The sequence below is a fragment of the Achromobacter sp. 77 genome, assembly GCF_020541125.1.
Classification (GTDB): domain Bacteria; phylum Pseudomonadota; class Gammaproteobacteria; order Burkholderiales; family Burkholderiaceae_B; genus Achromobacter; species Achromobacter mucicolens.
The window spans coordinates 4,665,539-4,682,914 of record NZ_CP059848.1; the positions used below are offsets into that span (position 1 = coordinate 4,665,539).

The window sequence follows — 17,376 nt, forward strand, 5'->3', positions numbered from 1 at the left end:
ATGCGCACGGCTTTGTTCACGCCGCAACCTGACACCGCGCCGCCGCGCTCGCGCCTGGTGCTGCGCCGCTGCGCCTGCGGGTGCGGCGGCAAGAACGGCGGCAAGTCCGGCTGCGCGGCCTTGCCGCTGGGCGGGCGCGCGAAGACGGCGGTGCCCGATCAGGTCGAGGGCGTGCTGCGCAGCCCCGGCGAGCCGCTGGCCGCCGCCGACCGCGCGGAATTCGAGCAGCGCTACGGCCACGACTTCAGCCGCGTGCGCATCCACGCCGACGCCCGGGCCGCGGACTCGGCGCGCGCGCTGCATGCGCAGGCCTACACCGTCGGCCCGCACGTCGCCTTCGGCGCCGGACGCTATGCTCCGCGCACGCGGCAGGGCCGCGAACTGCTGGCGCATGAACTGGCGCACGTGGTGCAGCAGCAGGCGCGCTACCGCCCCGGGCTGCCGCTGGAACTGGGCGCGGCCGACTCGCCGCTTGAAGCGCAGGCCGACCGCGCGGCGCACAGCCTGTCCCAGCCCATCGCCGCGCCAGGACTGGCGCAAACCGTGCAGCGCGCCGGCATGGGCGACCTGCGCGTGGCCGAGGCCGAAGCACGCAAATGCCCCGGCACGCACACCATGCCGGACGACGTGTACGACGCGGTCAACGACGCCTGGTCCAAGTCCGGGCACGGCGGCGACACCGTGCAGGAGCACGGCGGCCGCATCGTGTCCGACAAGGACGGCAAGCGCGTCATCCGCACGGGCTCGGGCGGCGGCGGCAGCATCAGCCTGCCCGCCGAGAAAAAAGGTGATTACACCCTCGGCACGTACCACACGCATCCCTACAGCAGCGCCGAAGGATCCAAGCTGGGCGTGGCGTTCTCCGGCGCGGACGTGGCCAACTTCATGGCCGGCAACCAGGGCTGGGTCAAGTACATCGGGGCGGGTAGCTGCCACTACGCGCTGAATGTCCAGGATTACGAGGCCGTGTACGACTGCCGCAAGCGCAATGTCGACTTCAAGACGCGCTGGAACGACGCCTTTGCCGCCGCCACCGGCACGTTCCAGGCCAAGGTCGAGACCGCCGTGCGGGCATCGGTGGACGGCTGCGGCGTCTGCTTTTACCGCGCCTGCCGGCCCGACGCCGCCAGCGCGGTCCCCAAGAACATGAGCCTCATCTAGGAGCCGTCATGCAAGACTGGATTGGCAAGACCGTGGGAGAGGTGCTCGACCTGTGCCAGACGCGCTATGCCGACGTCACCATGGTCGACGAGCCGCCGGGCAAGCTGCGCGCCGTCGAGATCGATTGCGTGGCGCGCGTGCCGGTATCGCGCTTCGTGCTGGAGTTCGACTACCGCCCGGATCTGTTCAGCGCGGCGCGCAACTGGCCCGAATCGCTGGTGGGCGCGCAGCGCATCACCGCGGTGCGCAACGCCGCCGAGCCGCAGGCCTACCCATGAGCGGACCGCTTTCGCCCCGCCTGCTGCGCGGCGGCATCATCCTGATCGATCCGTCCAGCGGGGCGGTGCAGCGCGTGATTTCGCTGCAGTACAACCCCGAGACGCTGACGCGATCGCTGCAGCCGCAAAGCGTGGACGACGGCGGCGCGGCGGGCGAGCCGCTGCGGCTCAAAGGGCCGCCGGCCGAGACGATCCGGCTGGACGCCGAGCTGGACGCGACCGACCAGCTGGAGTTTCCGGACGAACACCGCGACGCGCGCGACACCGGCATCCACGCGCAGCTGGCGGCGCTGGAGACCATCGTCTATCCGGACAGCGCCGCGCTCATCCGCAACAACCAGATCGCGAATCTGGGCACGCTGGAGATCGCGCCCACGGTCGCGCCGCTGAGTCTCTTCGTCTGGAGCCGCGAACGCGTGGTGCCCGTGCGCGTGACCGATTTCTCGATCACCGAAGAGGCCTTCGACGCGCGCCTGAACCCGATCCGCGCCAAAGTCTCGCTGGGCCTGCGCGTGCTGCATGTCGGCGACCTGGGCTTCGGCGACAAGGGGGGCCATCTGTACCTGGTGTATCAGCAGCGCAAGGAGCGGCTGGCCGCGCTGGCAGGGCTGGGCGACCTGGGCTCCGTCGGACTGGAGTCCCTGCCATGAGCGTCGAGCGCTTTCCCGCCAACAGCCGCTATCAGGGCGTGCCCACGGCTGAAATGCCGGGGCCCGACGGCCGGCCGCTCGTCTACCTGCGCCGCCGCTTCCTGCCGGACCCGGCGGCGCTTACCGCGGTCGGCGAGGTGGCCGTTGCCCCCGGCGACCGGCTGGACCGGCTGGCCGCGGCGGCGCTGGGCGATCCGCTGCAGTTCTGGCGTCTGGCGGACGGCAACGACGCGCCGCGCCCGGCCGCGCTGGAGACGCCCGGCCGCAGCCTGCGCGTGACGCTGCCCGCCGCGCTGGGCGCGCCGTTCAATGGTCAATTCGGAGGCGGCGATGCTTAGCGGCGTGCACCTGACGCTGCTGGTGGGGCCCGGCCTGCCCGTGCCCGCGCCGCGGCCCATCATGGACGGCCTGGAGCGCGTCGAGGTGTCGTCGTCGGCCGACGGCCCGGGGGGCTTTCAGCTGTCGTTCACCGTCAGCAACCGCTCGCCGCTGCATACGCTGCTGGTGATCGCGGGCGGTCAGGTGCCGTGGCTGCGGGTCATCCTGATCGCCACGCTGAACGGACTGCCCACCGTGCTGATGGACGGGCTGGTCACGCGCCAGGAAATCACCGACGGCAACGCGCCCGGCCAATCGCGCCTGACCGTCACGGGCGAGGACCTGACGGTGGCGATGGACAAGCAGGACATGAGCGGCCTGCCCTACCCGGCGATGCCGCCACCCGCGCGTGTCGCAGCCATCATCGGCCGCTACGCGCTGTACGGCATGCTGCCGCTCGTCGTGCCGTCGCCGTTCACCGATGTGCCGATCCCGGTCGAACGCATCCCCCTGCATGAAGGCACGGACCTGGCCTACGTGCGGCAGCTGGCCGCGGAAGTCGGCCACGTGTTCTACATCGAACCCGGGCCGCTGCCCGGCGCCAACGTGGCGTACTGGGGCCCCGAAATCCGGCTGGGGCCGGTGCAGCCGGCGCTCAACCTGGGCATGGACGTGCACAGCAATGTCGAGTCGCTGTCGTTCTCGGTGAACCAGTCGGACGCCGCGCTGCCCGTCATCTTCATCCAGAACCCCCTGACCAAGTTTCCGATTCCCCTGCCCGTGCCCGACATCAGCCTGGCCAGCCCGCCGCTGGGTCTTTTGCCGCCGCTGGCCAAGGGGCTGACGCTGCTCAAGGACACGGCCAAGCTGTCGCCGGCCGCCGCGCTGGGACGCGGCCTGGCCATGGCCGCCGGCACCACCGCCGACGCGGTCACCGCCGATGGATCGCTGAACGTGCTGCGCTACGGCCACGTGCTCAAGTCGCGCCAGCTTGTAGGCGTGCGCGGCGCGGGCGTGGCGTTCGACGGCCTGTACTACGTCAAGCGGGTGGACAGCACGCTCAAGGCGGGCGAGTTCCGCCAGCAATTCTCGCTGGCCCGCAATGGCCTGATCTCGACCCTGCCTCTGGTGCCGCCATGACAGACCCCCAACGCCACTACGGCAAATTCCGCGGCGTGGTGATCAACAACGTCGATCCGATGCAGATGGGCCGCATCCAGGTGCAGGTGCCCGACGTGCTGGGCCTGGGCGTCTCAAGCTGGGCCATGCCCTGCGTGCCGTTCGCCGGCCAGCAGAGCGGCGTCTTCGTGGTGCCGCAGGTCAGTTCGGGCGTGTGGGTGGAGTTCGAGCAGGGCAAGCCCGACTACCCGATCTGGGTCGGCGGATTCTGGGGATCGGCGGCCGAAGTGCCCGCGCTGGCGCTGGCGGGCCTGCCGGTGTCGCCCAGCATCGTGCTGCAGACGGGTGGACAGAACACGCTGATGATTTCCGACCTGCCCGGCCCCACGGGCGGCATCCTGCTCAAGACCAAGACCGGCGCGATGATCTCGATCAGCGACGTGGGCATCACGCTGTCCAACGGCCAGGGCGCGACCGTGATGCTTGCCGGTCCGGCCGTCAACATCAACCAGGGCGCCCTGACGGTGACCTGACTTTGAATCACAGGAGGCGCAGCCATGCCCGGACCCTTGCTGCATCTAGGCGCCACCGTGCAGTGTTCGCACGGCGGCCAGGCCGTTCCCCTGTCGCCCAACCCGCGCGTGCTGTTGTCGGGCCAGCCGGCCGTGACCATCCTGTCGACGTATTCGATCGCGGGATGCGCCTTTCCGCCCCCGCCCTCGGGCAATGGCCCCTGCGTCACCGGCATGTGGTTAAGCGGCGCGACACGTGTGCTGATCGGCGGACAGCCGGCCGCGCTGCAGGCCGGCGCGTCGATCTGCACGCCCACCGGCACGCCCATGCTGGCGCTGCAGGCGCAGGCGCGCGTCGTGGGCATGTAAGGCGCACCGCCATGGCCATCCTGCGCTTTCCGTTCGAGCCCGACGAGCGCGGCCGCAGCCGCGATGCCGATGACGCCGAGCACGTGCGCGACATGATCGAACAGGTGCTGTTCACGGTGCCCGGCGAACGCGTCAACCGGCCGGACTTCGGCTGCGGTCTGCTGCAACTGGTGTTCGCGCCCAACAGCGACACGCTGGCCGCCGCCGTGCAGATGAGCGTGCAGGGTGCGCTGCAGCAGTGGCTGGGCGAGCGCATCGCGGTGGAGTCCGTCAACGTCGCGCATCGCGATGCCACCCTGCAGGTGGACGTGCAGTACGTGCTGCGCCAGGGCCAGCAACGGCGGCTGGCGCGCTTTACCCGGGACGTGCCATGAACCGCCAGTTCCGCAGCGCCAACCCCCGCCGCCTGCAACTGCTGCGCGCCCAGCAGCCGCCCGGCGACAACGGCATCGCCTTCGTCGAGATCGATGCGGCCGACCAGCGCACGCTGCGCGTGGTGTGCGTGCATCCGGTGTCCGGCATCGGCCGCGCCCACGTGCGCATCGAAGGCGGCACGCGCATCCGCGGCATTGCGCTGGCTGCTGACCCGGTGCTGTCGGGCAATGAGATCCGGCTGAGCGTGGACAAGGCCGGCGACTTCTCGTGGTACACGCTGGCGCTGGTGAACCCCGCCGATCCCGACGCGCCCGCGCCGGGCTTTGACCTGTGCCTGTCCACCATCGAGATCAACTTCAAGGCCGGATGCCCGTCGGAATTCGACTGCGCCGATGCGCGCGCGTGCGATGCGCCCGCGCCGTCCGAGCCGCTGCTCGATTACCTGGCCAAGGACTACGAAAGCTTCCGGCGGCTGATGCTGGACCGCCTGTCGCAAAGCATGCCCGACTTCACCGAGCGCAATCCCGCGGATTTCACCGTGGCGCTGGTGGAAACGCTGGCCTATGCCGCCGACCACCTGTCGTACGCGCAGGACGCCGCCGCCACCGAGGCGTACCTGGACACCGCGCGCCGCCGAACCTCATTGCGCCGTCATGCGCGCCTCTTGGACTATCCCTTGCATGACGGCTGCAACGCGCGGGTCTTCGTCACTGTCCAAGCCCACGCGGCGGGCGAAGGCAAGGTCATCCCTGCCGGCACGCCGCTATTGACCAGTTCCCCGGAAGCCGCGCTTGCGGCTCCCGTGCGCCGCCGCGACGCGCTGGACGGGCTGCCCGCGCCCGGCATCGAAGTATTCGAGACGCTGCACGACCTGCTGTTGCACACCGCGCACAGCCGCATCTTTCTGCATGACTTCGCCGACCCGGCGTACTGCCTGCCGCGCGGCCAGACGCAGGCGGCGCTGGTGAACGATCCGCCGCTGGCGCTTGCGCCCGGCGACGTGCTGGTGTTCGAAGAGACGATAGACCCGTTGACGGGCCGCAAGGCCGATGCGGACCGCACGCATCGCCACGCCGTGCGCCTGACCGAAACGCGCACCGGCCGCGACGACCTGACCGGCACCGACCTGCTGCTGATCGCCTGGCATCCGGACGATGCGCTGCCGTTCCCGCTGTGCGTGAGCCAGGAGTTCGACGAGGGCGGCGCGCTGGTCAAGCGCGCGGTATCGGTGGCGCGCGGCAACGTGGTCCTCGCCGATCACGGCATGCAGCGCGATTGGACGCCGTTGCTGCCGGATACCGCGACGGCGCGCGATGCGTTTGCCGCGCGGCCCTATCGGCCGCGCCTGCCAGACGCCGGCCTCGCCTGCGCCGAGCCCTACCGGCATGCGCTTGCCGTGGCGGGGCCGCTGCCCGCCAGCGCGGCGCTGGCCCAGGACCCGCGCCGCGCGCTGCCCAGCGGCATGTCGCTGCAGGCAGACGACGCCGATCAGCCCGGCGACGTGCCTGCGTCGGCCAGCCCGCCGTGGTCGCCCCAGCGCAGCCTGCTGGCCAGCGCGCGCGACGCGCGCGAATTCGTCGTCGAGATGGAACACGACGGCGCGGCGTGGCTGCGCTTTGGCGACAACCGCTATGGCGCCGCGCCCGCGCCCGGCGAACGCCTGCTGGCGCGTTATCGGCTGGGCGGCGGTCCGCAAGGCAACGTGGGCGCGGAAGCCATCGGCGCGCTGGTCACCGACGATCCGGACCTGATGCTGGGCGTGGCGCGCGTGCGCAATCCCCTGCCCGCGCAGGGCGGCGCGGCGCCGGAGCCGGCCGATGCGATCAAGCTCAACGCGCCCGAGGCCTTCCGGGTGCAGGAGCGCGCGGTCACCGCCGACGACTATGCGCGGCTGGCGCAGCGCCATCCGCAGGTGCAGCGCGCGGCGGCCCGCCTGCGTTGGACGGGCAGCTGGCACACCGTCTTCCTGACCGTGGACCGGCGCGGCGGGCTGGCCGTCGATGCGCCGTTTCGCGCCGCGCTGCGCGCCTTCATGGAACGCTTCCGGCTGGCCGGCCAGGACCTGGAGTTTTCGGACCCGGTGCATGTGCCGCTGGACATCCTGGTGCGCGTCTGCGCCGCGCCCGGCCACTTCGCCGCGGACGTCAAGGCGGCGCTGCGCGACGCCTTCTCCGCGGGCCTGGACCGCGCGGGCCGGCCGGGCTTCTTTCATCCCGACCGCTACACCTTCGGCACGCCGCTGGCGCTGTCGGCGCTGATGCGCGCCGTCATGGCCGTGCCGGGCGTGGCGTCGGCGCGGGCAGAACGCTTTCAGCGCTGGGGCCGCGACCCGGCGGGCGAACTGGACACTGGCCGTCTGATGGCCGCGCCGCTGGAAGTGCTGCGCGCCGACGGCGATCCGAACTTCCCGGAGAACGGCCGCATCGACTTCCTCGTGGAGGGCGGATCATGACGACTCGCGACGACTGCGGCTGCTGCGCCGGGCAGCCCGCGCTCACGCCGTCGGACCTGGCCAATCCGCCCGGCCAGTCCGCCTTGCGCCTGCGCATCGGCACACACGGCCGCTTTCTTGCCAGCCTGACGGCGGACCTGGCGCGCTCGCCGGCCCTGGCGGCGCTGACGACGCGCGATCGCGATGACCCCGTCATTGCCCTGTTCGACGCCTGGGCGGCGGTGCTGGACGTGCTGGCGTTCTATCAGGAACGGATCGGCAACGAGGGCTACCTGCGGACCGCGACCGAGCGCCGGTCGGTGCAGTCGCTGGCGCGGGCCATCGGCTACGAACTGCGGCCAGGCGTGGCGGCGACGACGTGGCTGGCGTTCTCGCTGGAAACCGCGCCGGGCGCGCCCCCGCGCGCCCGCATCGAGCCCTGGACGCGCGCGCAAAGCGTGCCCGCGCAGGACGAACGCGCGCAGACCTTCGAAACCCTGCAGGCCGTCGAGGCGCGCGCCGCCTGGAACGCGCTGGAACTGGCGTGGCTGGAACCGGCGCCCCCCCGCTTTGGCGCGCGCACGCTGTGCCTGGCCGGCGCGGCCACGCGCCTGAAGGCCGGCGACGCCGTGCTCGTCGTCGGCGACGAGCGCGCGCGCGATGCGGGCAACGAGAATTGGGACTTCCGCCGCCTGACACAGGTCCGCGAATACGTGCCCGGTCCCGGTGAAGACGGCGCGCCCGCCTATACGCTGATCTCGCTGGAGCGGGGCCTGGGCAGCGCCGCGCCGCACGTGCAGCCCGCCGCGCGCAACCCGCGCTGCTTCGCGCTGCGCACGCAGGCCCGCCTGTTCGGCTACAACGCGCCCGATTGGCGCGCCATGCCTGCCACGCTACGCGCGGCTTACCTGGGCATGGCCGACGACGCCAAGCCGTCATTCAGCCAGTTTCCGCAGTGGCCGGGCTATACGCTGGCCGAGGTGTCCGATCCGCCCGGCGCCAGCGGCCCCGGCGCCGGGCTGTACGGTGAGTATTACCGTGGCCGCACCTTCAGCCAGCGCGTGATGACCCGCACCGATCCGCAGCTGGATTTTCATTGGGCCGCGGGCGGCCCCGGCGACGGCGTGCCCGCGGACAACTTCTGCGTGCGCTGGACGGGCTGGGTGCGCGCCCCGGACAGCGGCAGCTACACCTTTCACGTCACGGCCGACGATGGCGTGCGGCTGTGGGTGGACGGCAACCTGCTCATCGACCAGTGGCGCGAACAATCTCCCACCGAATACAGCGCCAGCGCGCGGCTCGCGGCGGGGCGCAAGCACGACATCCGCATCGAATACTACGAGGCGGGCGGCGACGCCACGTTTGTGCTGGCGTGGTCCGGACCGGGCCTGGCGCGCCAGACGATTCCCGCGGCCAGCCTGTACCCGGGCGACGTGCACGGCGTGCACCTGGACGCCTCCTATCCCAAATGGGTGGCCGGCGGCTGGACCGTGCTGTCGATGCCGGGCTATGAAGAGCTGTACCGCATTGCCGACGCGGGCCCCGACGCGCGCACGGGCTTTGCGCTGGCGGGACCGACCACGCGCCTCACGCTGCGGGGCGAGCGCGTGCGCGAGCAGTTCAACGACGCCCTGCGCGAGACCACGGCCTACGGCGAATCCGACCCGCTGGACTGGGGCGTGCGTCCGGCCTCGGGGCTGACGCAAGGCCACACGCTGGTGCTGGCGTCGTATGAGCCCGACCTGCCGCAAGACCGCATGCTGGCGGTGTCGGGCCTGATCCTGACCGAGACCGATGCCGTCAACGTTGCGCCGCGCGAGCGGCTGCTGCGCGGCGACGCCGTGGCCAACGTGCGCGTGGCGCGTGACCGCGCAAGCGCCGACCTGGAATTCGAGGATGGCGCGCGCGCCACCGTCACGCTGGCCGACGCCAGCGACATCGTGCGCATCCAACGCAACGACAGCGCTGGCGGCCGCACGACGCTCGTGCTGGACGCCGACCTGGCGCACGCCTATCTGCCCGCCACGGTGCGCATCAACGCAAACGTCGCGCCTGCCAGCCACGGCGACAGCCGGCAGATGCGCATCCAGCCGGAGGTGCTGGGCAGCGGCGCCGGCAACCGCGCCTTCCAGCGCTTCACGCTGCAGCAAAAGCCGTTGACGTTCGTGCCCGCGCCCACCGCCAGCGGCGCGGCGAGCAGCCTGGAGGTCCGCGTGGACGGCCTGCTGTGGGACGAGGCGCCGCGCATCACCGCGCTGGCGCCGGACGACCGCGCGTATCTGCTGCGGGTGGACGACAGCGGCGGGGCCACCGTGCAGTTCGGCGACGGCCTGCATGGCGCGCGTCTGCCGTCCGGATCGGGCAACGTCCAGGCGCGTTATCGCGTGGGCCTGGGCCGCGAAGGCAATGTCGCGCGCGGCCAGCTGAGCGTGCTGCTCACGCGCGCGCCCGGCGTCAAGGCGGTCGTCAATCCCGCGCCCGCGACCGGCGGCGTGGACCCCGAAGCGGGCGACGCCGCCCGCCGCAATGCGCCGCTGCGGGTGCGCACGCTGGACCGCATCGTGTCGCTGCGCGACTTCGAGGATTTCGCCGCCGCCTTTACCGGCATCGGCAAGGCGCAGGCGGTATGGCAGTGGGACGGCGAGCAACGGCTCGTGCACCTGACCGTCGCGGGCGAAGATGGCGCCGCGCTGGATCCGGCCGGCGCGTTGTATCGCAACCTGCTCGCGGCCATCGACGCGGCGCGCCCGCCCTACCAGCCGCTGAAGGTGGCGCCGTGCCGCTACCTGGACTTCGGCCTGCGGGCGGGCCTGGGCATCGATCCGCGTTTTGAAGCGGCGACCGTGTTGGTCGCCGCCCGCGCGCGCGTCCTGGACGCCTTCGGCTTTGCCGCGCGGGCGTTCGGCCAGCCGGTGCACGGCGCCGAGGTGCTTGCCGTCTTGCAGGACGTGCCGGGCGTCGCGTGGGTCGATCTGGACGCACTGGTGCTCAACGCCGGCCTGGACGGCGCGGGCGCGCGGCGCAGCAACGGTCCGGACGCCCTGCTACCGGCGCGCACCGCGCGTTGGCAACAGGGCGCCCTGCAGCCTGCCGAGCTGCTGCGCCCGGATCCCGCCGCCATCGACTTGTCGGAGCGCACATGAACACCCGCCTGGATGCCGACGCCCTGATGGCCCTCCTGCCGGCGTTCTACCGCGAACGCGACGCCGCCGCCGGCGGGCCGCTGCGTGCGCTGCTGGACGTGCTGGCGCGCCAGGGCGCGCTGGTGGATGCCGACGTGGACCGGCTCTACGACAACTGGTTCATCGAAACCTGCGAGGACTGGGTGGTGCCTTATCTGGGCGACCTGCTCGGCGTGCGCGCGCTGTATCCCGTGGGCGCCGCCTTTTCGCCGCGGGCGCTGGTGGCCAACACGCTGCGGCTGCGCCGCCGCAAAGGCACGGCGCTGGTGCTGGAAGAATTGGCGGCAAACGCCACCGGCTGGCCAAGCCGTGTGTCCGAGTGCTTCGAGCGCGTGGCCACCACGCAGCACGTCAATCACCCGCGCGCGCACGCGCTGCGCACGCCCGACCTGCGCGATTCGCGCGCCATGGAACGTGTCGACGGCCCCTTCGGCGCCGAGCTGCACACCGCGCACGTGCGCGCGCTGCCGGCCGGACGCTACAACTTGCCCAACGTCGCGCTCTACCTGTGGCGGCTGCAGTCGTACACCGTGCAGCGCGGCGATGCGGCGCGCGCCACGACGCACGACGGCTTCTACACCATCGACCCGCTCGGCCGCGACCAGCCCCTTTTCAACCGCCCGCGCACCGAGACCGACATCGACCACCTGGCCGAGCCGATCAACGTGCCCGAACCGCTGTCCTGGCGCGATCTGCATGCGGAACTGCAAGCGCGCCGCCAGGCCCTGACCGATGGCGACGCGCCCCCGCAAGGCTGGTTTGCCGACAGCGCCGCCGGCCCCGTCGTGCAGGTGTGGCTGGACGGCCAGCCGGTTCCCGCCGAGCATCTGGTGATCTGCAATCTTGCGCCCATTCCCGGCGTCGCACCCGAAGCATGGCGCCGGCCCGACGCCGCCCTGCTGTTCAAGGCGCGCAAGCCCGGGCGGCCGGACCGCAGCTTTCCCGGCGCGGGCGGCGTGCTGGTGGGCCTGGATCCGCACCGCGGTCGGCTGGCCCTGCCGCCGGGCGTCACCGCGCAATCGGTGCAGGTGCGCTATGCCTACGGCTTTCCCGGCGACATCGGCGCGGGCCCCTACGCCCGCAGCACGGCCGACGGCGATGACGCGGGTAATGACGCCGATGGGGCGTTCGACAACGCGTTCGACACCCTCCTGCGCGTGCCCTCGGCGGCAACGCCCACGCTGACGGCGGCGCTGGCCGCGGTGCTGGCGGGCCAGCGGGTGCGCATCGTGATCGACCACGACGGCACCGAGACCCTGGCCCCCGATCTCGTGCTGCCCGACACGCGGTTATCGATCGAGGCCGCGCCGCTGCGCCGTCCCGTGCTGCAAGGCGATTGGCGCGTGCGCGGCAACGCCAGCACCCGCATCCGGTTCGACGGGCTGCTTCTGGATGGCTGCTTGCGGCTGGAAGGCGCGCTGCGCGCCGTTGCGCTGCGCCACTGCACGCTGGTGCCGGCGCGCGGCGGCGTGCGTCACACGGGCGCCGCGCCCGAACTGGAACTGCGGTTGACGCGCTGCATCTGCGGGCCCGTGCGCTGCGCGTCGCCGCTTGCGTCGGTGGAGATCGACGCAAGCCTCATCGACGCGCAAGGCAGCGCCGCGGCCGCGGTCGACGTGGACGACAGCGCCCTGCGCATCCTGGCCAGCACGCTGTTCGGGCGCGTGGCCGCCGGACGGCTGGACGCGTCCAACACGTTGTTCGGCGGCACGCTTGCCATCAACCGCCGGCAACAGGGCTGCGTGCGCTATTGCCACGTGCCCATGCCGTCCGTCACGCCGCGCCGCTACCGCTGCCAGCCCGATCTGGCCATGCAAGACCTGACCGGCGCGGCCGCCAAGCGGGCGGCCGCGCGTGTCGCCCCGTCGTTCACCGCCACCACGTTCGGCTCACCGTCGTATGGCCAACTGGCCCGCAGTTGCGCGGCCGAGATCCGCGAGGGCGCGGACAACGGCGCCGAGATGGGCGCCTGGAATTTCCTGCTGCAGGCCCAGCGCGAAGCCAATCTGCGGCAGGCGCTGGACGAGTATCTGCGCTTCGGCCTCGAAGCGGGATTGATCCCTGTGAACTGAGCCCTCTGTCTTCGGGAACAACATCATGAAAGCCGATCTCAGCCGCCTCACCTTCGACCCCGCCCGGCGCTACCGGGCCGTCCGCATGCAGCAGGGCCGCGTGCAGATGGATTCGGACTGGAATGAGCAGCAGGACATCCTGAACCGGCGCATCGAAACCGAAACGGCGGACACCATCGGCCCCGTGGGCGTGCCGCTGGCCGCGGCCGGCTTCGCGCTGGCGCCTGCCGGCAAGGACCTGTCGCTGTCAGCAGGCCGCCTGTATCTGGACGGCCTGCTTTGCGAGAACCCACAGCCCGCCACCGTGGCCAAGCAGCCCGACATGCCCCCGACGGCATCGCCCGTGCTGCCCGCCGGCGCGTCCGCCCTGCCGCTGCCGCCGCCCGCGCTGACACCCGCCGACATCGACGGCATCGTCGTGTTCGGCTCGGGCGGCCAGGCCGCCCCGCCGCCCGAAGGCCTGTACCTGGCCTATCTGGAAGCGTGGCAGCGCCACCTGTGCACGCTGGACCTGCCAGCCGGCGACACCAGCATGCGCGAAGTCGCGCTGGGCGGCCCCGACACCGCCACCCGCGAAAAGACGGTCTGGCAGGTCAAGCTGATGCAGGTGGGCGCGCCGGACGCCGCCCTGACCTGCCTGTCCGCGCTGCCCGCGTGGGACGCCCTGACCGCCGCGCCCGATGCGCGCATGGCGGCGCGCGCCGAGGCCAGCGTGCCGCCCAAGACGCCGTGCCAACTGCCACCCGACGCCGGCTACCGCCTGCTGGAAAACCATCTGTACCGTATCGAGATCCACCAGGACGGCGCGGGCGCGGGCGCGGGCGCGGGCAAGGCGCGCTACAAGTGGTCCCGCGAAAACGGCAGCATCCTGTCGCGCGTCGTGCGCTGGCTGGACGATCCCGTGGCCAACGAGTTCGAAGTCGCCAGCATCGGCCGCGACGACGTACTGGCCATCACCGCGGGCTGCTGGGTGGAGTTTCTGGACGACACGCACGAATTGCTGGGACAGCCGGGGCCGCTGGCGCAGGTCGTGCGCACCGACGGCAACACGGTCACGATCGATCCGGCCAGCCTGATCGGCCATGCGCTGGACGCCGCCCGCTTTCCGGCCAACCCGCGCGTGCGCCGCTGGGACGGCGTTGCGGAAATCACGCCCGCGCCCATCAACAGCGCCAACGCGGGCTGGGTGGAACTGGAACAGGACGGCATTGAGATCAAGTTTTCGCCCGGACGCCTGCGCGTGGGCGACTATTGGCTCATTCCCGCGCGCACCGCCACCGCGTCGATCGAATGGCCGCAACTGCCCGACGGCAAGCCCGCCTTCAACGCGCCCGCGGGCGTGCTGCGCGCGTTCGCACGATTGGCGCTGCTGCGCTGGCAGGCCGGCGCGTGGACCGCCGTCAGCGACTGCCGCCCGCTCTTTCCCGCGTTGACGGAACTGACGCAGCTTTACTACGCGGGCGGCGACGGCCAGAGCGTCAAGCCCAACCCCGCGATGACGCCGGACGTGGTGGCGTTGCCGTCGGAACTGCGCGCGGGCGTGGCCAATGGCAGCCTGCCGGTGGCGGGCGCCGTCGTGCGCTTTACCGTGGACGCTGGCCGGCTGCCGAATGGCGCCGCCACCCAGGACGTGACGACGGGCGCCGACGGCATCGCGTCGATTGCCTGGTCGCTTGCGTGCGACGCCGCCCGTCCCGTGCAACGCGCCACCGCGCAATTGCTGCGGGCGGGCCAACCCGCGCCCGACCCCTATCTGCCGCTGCGCTACACCGCCACCCTCGCCCTCGCCGCCGAGGTCGCCTACGACCCGAGCCGCTGCGCGGACCTGCTCGCGGAACAGGCCTATTCGGTGCAGGAGGCGCTGGACGCGCTGTGCCGGCGCACGCACGGCGGCGGCTGCTGCCTGACCGTCGGCCCGGCGGGCGATTTCCCGACACTGGACAAGGCGCTGCGCACGCTCATCGGCCAGGACCGCATCGACATCTGCCTGTGCCTGACGCCGGGCGAGCACAAGCTGGACGACGACCTCATCATCAAGGGGCCGCGTGTGCGCCTGATGCTGCATGGCTGCGGACCGGCCAGCCGGCTGATGCTGGACGAGCGCCTCTTCAGCCTGGATGGCTTTGCCAGCGTGTCCGTGGCCGACCTCGCGATCGCGCGCCGCGGACAGCCGGGCGCCATCGCCTTCAACCAATGCGCCGACCTGCGGCTATCGCGCGTCGATTGCACGGGTCCGGCTGGTCCCGGCAACAGCCTGGTGCGGGTCGACGGCAGCCGGCGCGTGCACATCGAGGCGTGCCGCCTGTATGCCGCCGGCCGCGGCGCCGCCGAACGGCTTGACCAGCTCTTTACCCGCGCGCCGACGCTGGCCGCGCTGAAGCGGGCGCTGGCGCCCGATGCGCTGCTGGACGATGACGACAATCGCGCCGCCCTGGCGCTGTCGCGCCAACCCATGGACGCGCGCAAGGCAATGACCGCCGAGATCGCGGCCTTGCTACGCGCGGGCACGGCCGGCAATGCGTTGACGGTGACCCCGCGCGTCCAGGCGGCGCTGACCACGCTGGCCACGCAGGTCGGCCGCGAGACGCCGGTGGCCAAGCGCCTGCGCCCGGCCATCGCCGCGCTGGCCGCCGCACTGCTGGCCGATTCGCAGTCGTGCGCGCTGGCGCTGCTGGATAACGACGCGGACACGACCGTGCGCGACAACCGCCTGCGCGGCGGCATTGCGCTCTTTGCGGAATCAGGGGATTTTCCGGAATTGACGACGGACCAATTGAAGCTGCTGGGCGGCGGCATCCGCACCGGCAAGATGGTGCCGGAAGGCGACGGCACGCTGACCCTGCAAAGCAATCACCTGCCCAGCATGCGGCTGGGCGCCGAGGCCGCGCGCGCCATGCTCACCATCATCCAGACCGGCGGCGAGTTTGCCGCGTGGCGCTGCCTGCGCGCCGCCGACAACGCGCTGGAGGCCTACAGCCACTTTCCGGCGTTCGACGCGGCAGTGACGGGCAACAACCTCCTGACCAACGGCGACGCGGGCGCGCTTATCGCCACGCAGGCCAAGGTGATCGGCAACTTCGCCCACAACGATTTCCGGTTGTTCGTGTCAGGCGCCAATCCGGAAAGCCTGGCGAACGGCGGGTTGAACGTGGTGACGGTGTGAGCGTGGACGGCGGCGTCGTCACCACTGCATCGAGGCGCCGACCCCGGCCGTGGGCCCGCCCGAGGCAATGCCCACGCCGGCCTTGACCTTGACGCGGTCATTGACGCGCGCCGACGCGCCGACCGCGACGGCCTGGTAGCCGCGATACGTGGCCGCGCCGATGCCGAGCGCGAACCGCTTGCCGGGGTCGACTTCCGGCACCATGGTCAGCGCCGTCGTGGCGGCGATGCCCGAGTAAGCATTGCGCGCCACTTCGTCAATGGCGCGGTTGGTCTGGTCGATGCGGTTGTCCAGCCGGGCCAGGCCTTCGCGGTTGCGCTGCACGCCGGTGTCCAGCGAACCCAGCGCGTCGCCGACGTTGTAATACGTCTGACCGTCAAGCTGATACGACGGACCGGTAACGGCGCCGGTGGCAGCATCGATATGCGCGCCGCCACCCAGGCTGGCCACGACGGGATTGAGTTGTCCCACATTCACGGCATCGGTGACTTGCGTACCCGCGGCGACGTGGGTGACCTGCCGTTCGGCGCCTTGCGCCCCCATGGACACCGTGTTTGCGCGGTCGGCCACCGAGCCCGCGCCCAGCGCGACGCTATTTGCCGCGGTGGCCGAGGCGTTGGCGCCGATTGCCACGCCGTTGGACGCGGTGACGGTGGCGTTGGCGCCGACCGCTGCGCCCAATGTGCCCGCGCCGACCACGGCGTCGTCGCTGCCATCGTTGGCGCCATCCGCCCGCACGTAGGCGTTGGCGGCATTGAGCTGACCGACCTGTTGGGAAATTGCGTAGAGCTGGCTGCCGTTCACGGCGTCGGTGCTGGTTGCCGAGATGACGCCATTGGCCACGCCCGTGACGGTGCGCGAGCCGTCCGTGCCAGCCATGTCGATCACAGTGCCGCCCTTGCTGGCGGCCACGGTGATGGCGCCGCTGACCGGGTCCTGCCGGACCAGGCCGACCTCGCCGTTGTTGAGGCTGGTGGTCAGCGTGTTCAGCGTGGCCGTGTTCTGCGCGACCGCTGTGCCCAACGTCGTGATGGTCGCGCTATTGGACTGCACCTGCAGATTGGTCGCGTAAAGCTGCGAGCCATTCACGGCGTCAAGGCTGGTGGACGACAACACGCCGGCGCCCACCTGGGTGATCCGGTTTCCGTTCATGTTGACGGTGTTCAGCATGGAGATGCCGTTCTCGCCCTTCAATTCCAGGGTGCCATCGTCGTACCCGGTAATCCTGGCCGTCGATCCGGCGAAGCCTGCCCCGGTGCCGAGGGTATGACTGTTGTTCAGGGAGAACGCCTCGCCGAGATTGCTACAGAACAGGCTGGTTGCGGGGCTTTGATGCGCATTTACGGTGATCCCGGCCGCGGTGACGGGATTGCATAGCTGCAACTCCCCATCCGCGCGGACGGCCGGCGCCCAAACCAGGCTGACGGTGCCGGCCAGCAGTAGCGCTACCGCAGATAGGGTGAGACGCCTGCCGCTTCTGTGGCAGCGTCGACGGTGCAAACGGGCGGCGTGCTGCACGCCCCCCAGAATGATGTGGGTTTCTTTGAAGGCGATGGAGAGATCGAGGTTCATGGCGTATATCCCGCGCAATCGCGCAGTCGTTATGAAATATTCAACGCAAGGAAATCCGCCTAACCCATTGAGAGATAAGCGAATTTTCTTTCAATCTACCGACCCGCCGAAACCCGAACCATCGAAGTTTTCTTATATTGAGATACAGCATTACGACAAATATCAATAATCCCC

The 17,376-nt window shown here is 71.1% G+C and carries 12 protein-coding genes and 1 pseudogene; 12 read left to right on the top strand and 1 reads right to left on the bottom strand.

The annotated features are described in order from the left end of the window. Genes H4P35_RS21710 through H4P35_RS21765 form a run of 12 tightly spaced genes read left to right on the top strand, consistent with a single transcriptional unit; the run spans nt 1 to nt 15,630 of the window. Nucleotides 1-1,161, top strand: a complete 1,161-nt coding sequence (locus tag H4P35_RS21710) for a DUF4157 domain-containing protein (RefSeq protein WP_226846972.1) — start codon at nt 1-3, stop codon at nt 1,159-1,161. A gap of 8 nt (nt 1,162-1,169) precedes the next feature. Then, entirely contained in the window at nt 1,170-1,439 is a 270-nt protein-coding gene (locus H4P35_RS21715; RefSeq protein WP_056326128.1) for a hypothetical protein, read from the top strand. Continuing rightward, nucleotides 1,436-2,089 carry a hypothetical protein gene (locus H4P35_RS21720; protein ID WP_056326125.1) on the top strand — a complete coding sequence of 218 codons (654 nt, stop codon included), beginning with the start codon at nt 1,436-1,438 and terminating at the stop codon, nt 2,087-2,089. Before H4P35_RS21715 ends, H4P35_RS21720 begins: the two co-directional genes overlap by 4 nt. Further along, the gene (locus H4P35_RS21725) at nt 2,086-2,427 is read left to right on the top strand and encodes a LysM domain-containing protein (RefSeq protein WP_226846973.1); all 342 of its coding nucleotides are present in this window, start codon (nt 2,086-2,088) and stop codon (nt 2,425-2,427) included. The genes H4P35_RS21720 and H4P35_RS21725 overlap by 4 nt, the downstream gene beginning before the upstream one ends. Continuing rightward, entirely contained in the window at nt 2,420-3,547 is a 1,128-nt protein-coding gene (locus tag H4P35_RS21730) for a hypothetical protein (protein ID WP_226846974.1), read from the top strand. The genes H4P35_RS21725 and H4P35_RS21730 overlap by 8 nt, the downstream gene beginning before the upstream one ends. Beyond that, complete coding sequence (locus tag H4P35_RS21735; protein WP_056326117.1) at nt 3,544-4,059, top strand: phage baseplate assembly protein V; 516 nt, start codon at nt 3,544-3,546, stop codon at nt 4,057-4,059. The genes H4P35_RS21730 and H4P35_RS21735 overlap by 4 nt, the downstream gene beginning before the upstream one ends. Nucleotides 4,060-4,083: 24 nt before the next feature. Further along, nucleotides 4,084-4,407 (top strand): hypothetical protein, encoded by a 324-nt coding sequence (locus H4P35_RS21740; protein ID WP_056326115.1) that lies wholly within the window; start codon nt 4,084-4,086, stop codon nt 4,405-4,407. A gap of 11 nt (nt 4,408-4,418) precedes the next feature. Then, nucleotides 4,419-4,781, top strand: a complete 363-nt coding sequence (locus H4P35_RS21745; RefSeq protein WP_226846975.1) for a GPW/gp25 family protein — start codon at nt 4,419-4,421, stop codon at nt 4,779-4,781. Then, nucleotides 4,778-7,234 carry a putative baseplate assembly protein gene (locus tag H4P35_RS21750; protein WP_226846976.1) on the top strand — a complete coding sequence of 819 codons (2,457 nt, stop codon included), beginning with the start codon at nt 4,778-4,780 and terminating at the stop codon, nt 7,232-7,234. Before H4P35_RS21745 ends, H4P35_RS21750 begins: the two co-directional genes overlap by 4 nt. Further along, nucleotides 7,231-10,356 (top strand): putative baseplate assembly protein, encoded by a 3,126-nt coding sequence (locus tag H4P35_RS21755; RefSeq protein WP_226846977.1) that lies wholly within the window; start codon nt 7,231-7,233, stop codon nt 10,354-10,356. The genes H4P35_RS21750 and H4P35_RS21755 overlap by 4 nt, the downstream gene beginning before the upstream one ends. Continuing rightward, the gene (locus H4P35_RS21760; protein WP_226846978.1) at nt 10,353-12,467 is read left to right on the top strand and encodes a phage tail protein; all 2,115 of its coding nucleotides are present in this window, start codon (nt 10,353-10,355) and stop codon (nt 12,465-12,467) included. The genes H4P35_RS21755 and H4P35_RS21760 overlap by 4 nt, the downstream gene beginning before the upstream one ends. Before the next feature lie 25 nt (nt 12,468-12,492). Continuing rightward, on the top strand, nt 12,493-15,630 hold the full coding sequence (locus tag H4P35_RS21765; protein ID WP_226846979.1) for a DUF6519 domain-containing protein: 3,138 nt from the start codon (nt 12,493-12,495) through the stop codon (nt 15,628-15,630). Between the two features lie 18 nt (nt 15,631-15,648). Here H4P35_RS21765 and H4P35_RS21770 read toward each other — a convergent pair. Next, nucleotides 15,649-16,713: pseudogene (locus H4P35_RS21770) on the bottom strand (YadA family autotransporter adhesin); the annotation flags it as partial. Nucleotides 16,714-17,376 lie beyond the last annotated feature (663 nt).

What these genes read in the sequence shown, in the direction of transcription:
- H4P35_RS21710 (WP_226846972.1), top strand. Translation starts at nt 1, where the DNA reads ATGCGCACGGCTTTGTTCACGCCGCAACCTGACACCGCGCCGCCGCGC.
- H4P35_RS21715 (WP_056326128.1), top strand. Translation starts at nt 1,170, where the DNA reads ATGCAAGACTGGATTGGCAAGACCGTGGGAGAGGTGCTCGACCTGTGC.
- H4P35_RS21720 (WP_056326125.1), top strand. Translation starts at nt 1,436, where the DNA reads ATGAGCGGACCGCTTTCGCCCCGCCTGCTGCGCGGCGGCATCATCCTG.
- H4P35_RS21725 (WP_226846973.1), top strand. Translation starts at nt 2,086, where the DNA reads ATGAGCGTCGAGCGCTTTCCCGCCAACAGCCGCTATCAGGGCGTGCCC.
- H4P35_RS21730 (WP_226846974.1), top strand. Translation starts at nt 2,420, where the DNA reads ATGCTTAGCGGCGTGCACCTGACGCTGCTGGTGGGGCCCGGCCTGCCC.
- H4P35_RS21735 (WP_056326117.1), top strand. Translation starts at nt 3,544, where the DNA reads ATGACAGACCCCCAACGCCACTACGGCAAATTCCGCGGCGTGGTGATC.
- H4P35_RS21740 (WP_056326115.1), top strand. Translation starts at nt 4,084, where the DNA reads ATGCCCGGACCCTTGCTGCATCTAGGCGCCACCGTGCAGTGTTCGCAC.
- H4P35_RS21745 (WP_226846975.1), top strand. Translation starts at nt 4,419, where the DNA reads ATGGCCATCCTGCGCTTTCCGTTCGAGCCCGACGAGCGCGGCCGCAGC.
- H4P35_RS21750 (WP_226846976.1), top strand. Translation starts at nt 4,778, where the DNA reads ATGAACCGCCAGTTCCGCAGCGCCAACCCCCGCCGCCTGCAACTGCTG.
- H4P35_RS21755 (WP_226846977.1), top strand. Translation starts at nt 7,231, where the DNA reads ATGACGACTCGCGACGACTGCGGCTGCTGCGCCGGGCAGCCCGCGCTC.
- H4P35_RS21760 (WP_226846978.1), top strand. Translation starts at nt 10,353, where the DNA reads ATGAACACCCGCCTGGATGCCGACGCCCTGATGGCCCTCCTGCCGGCG.
- H4P35_RS21765 (WP_226846979.1), top strand. Translation starts at nt 12,493, where the DNA reads ATGAAAGCCGATCTCAGCCGCCTCACCTTCGACCCCGCCCGGCGCTAC.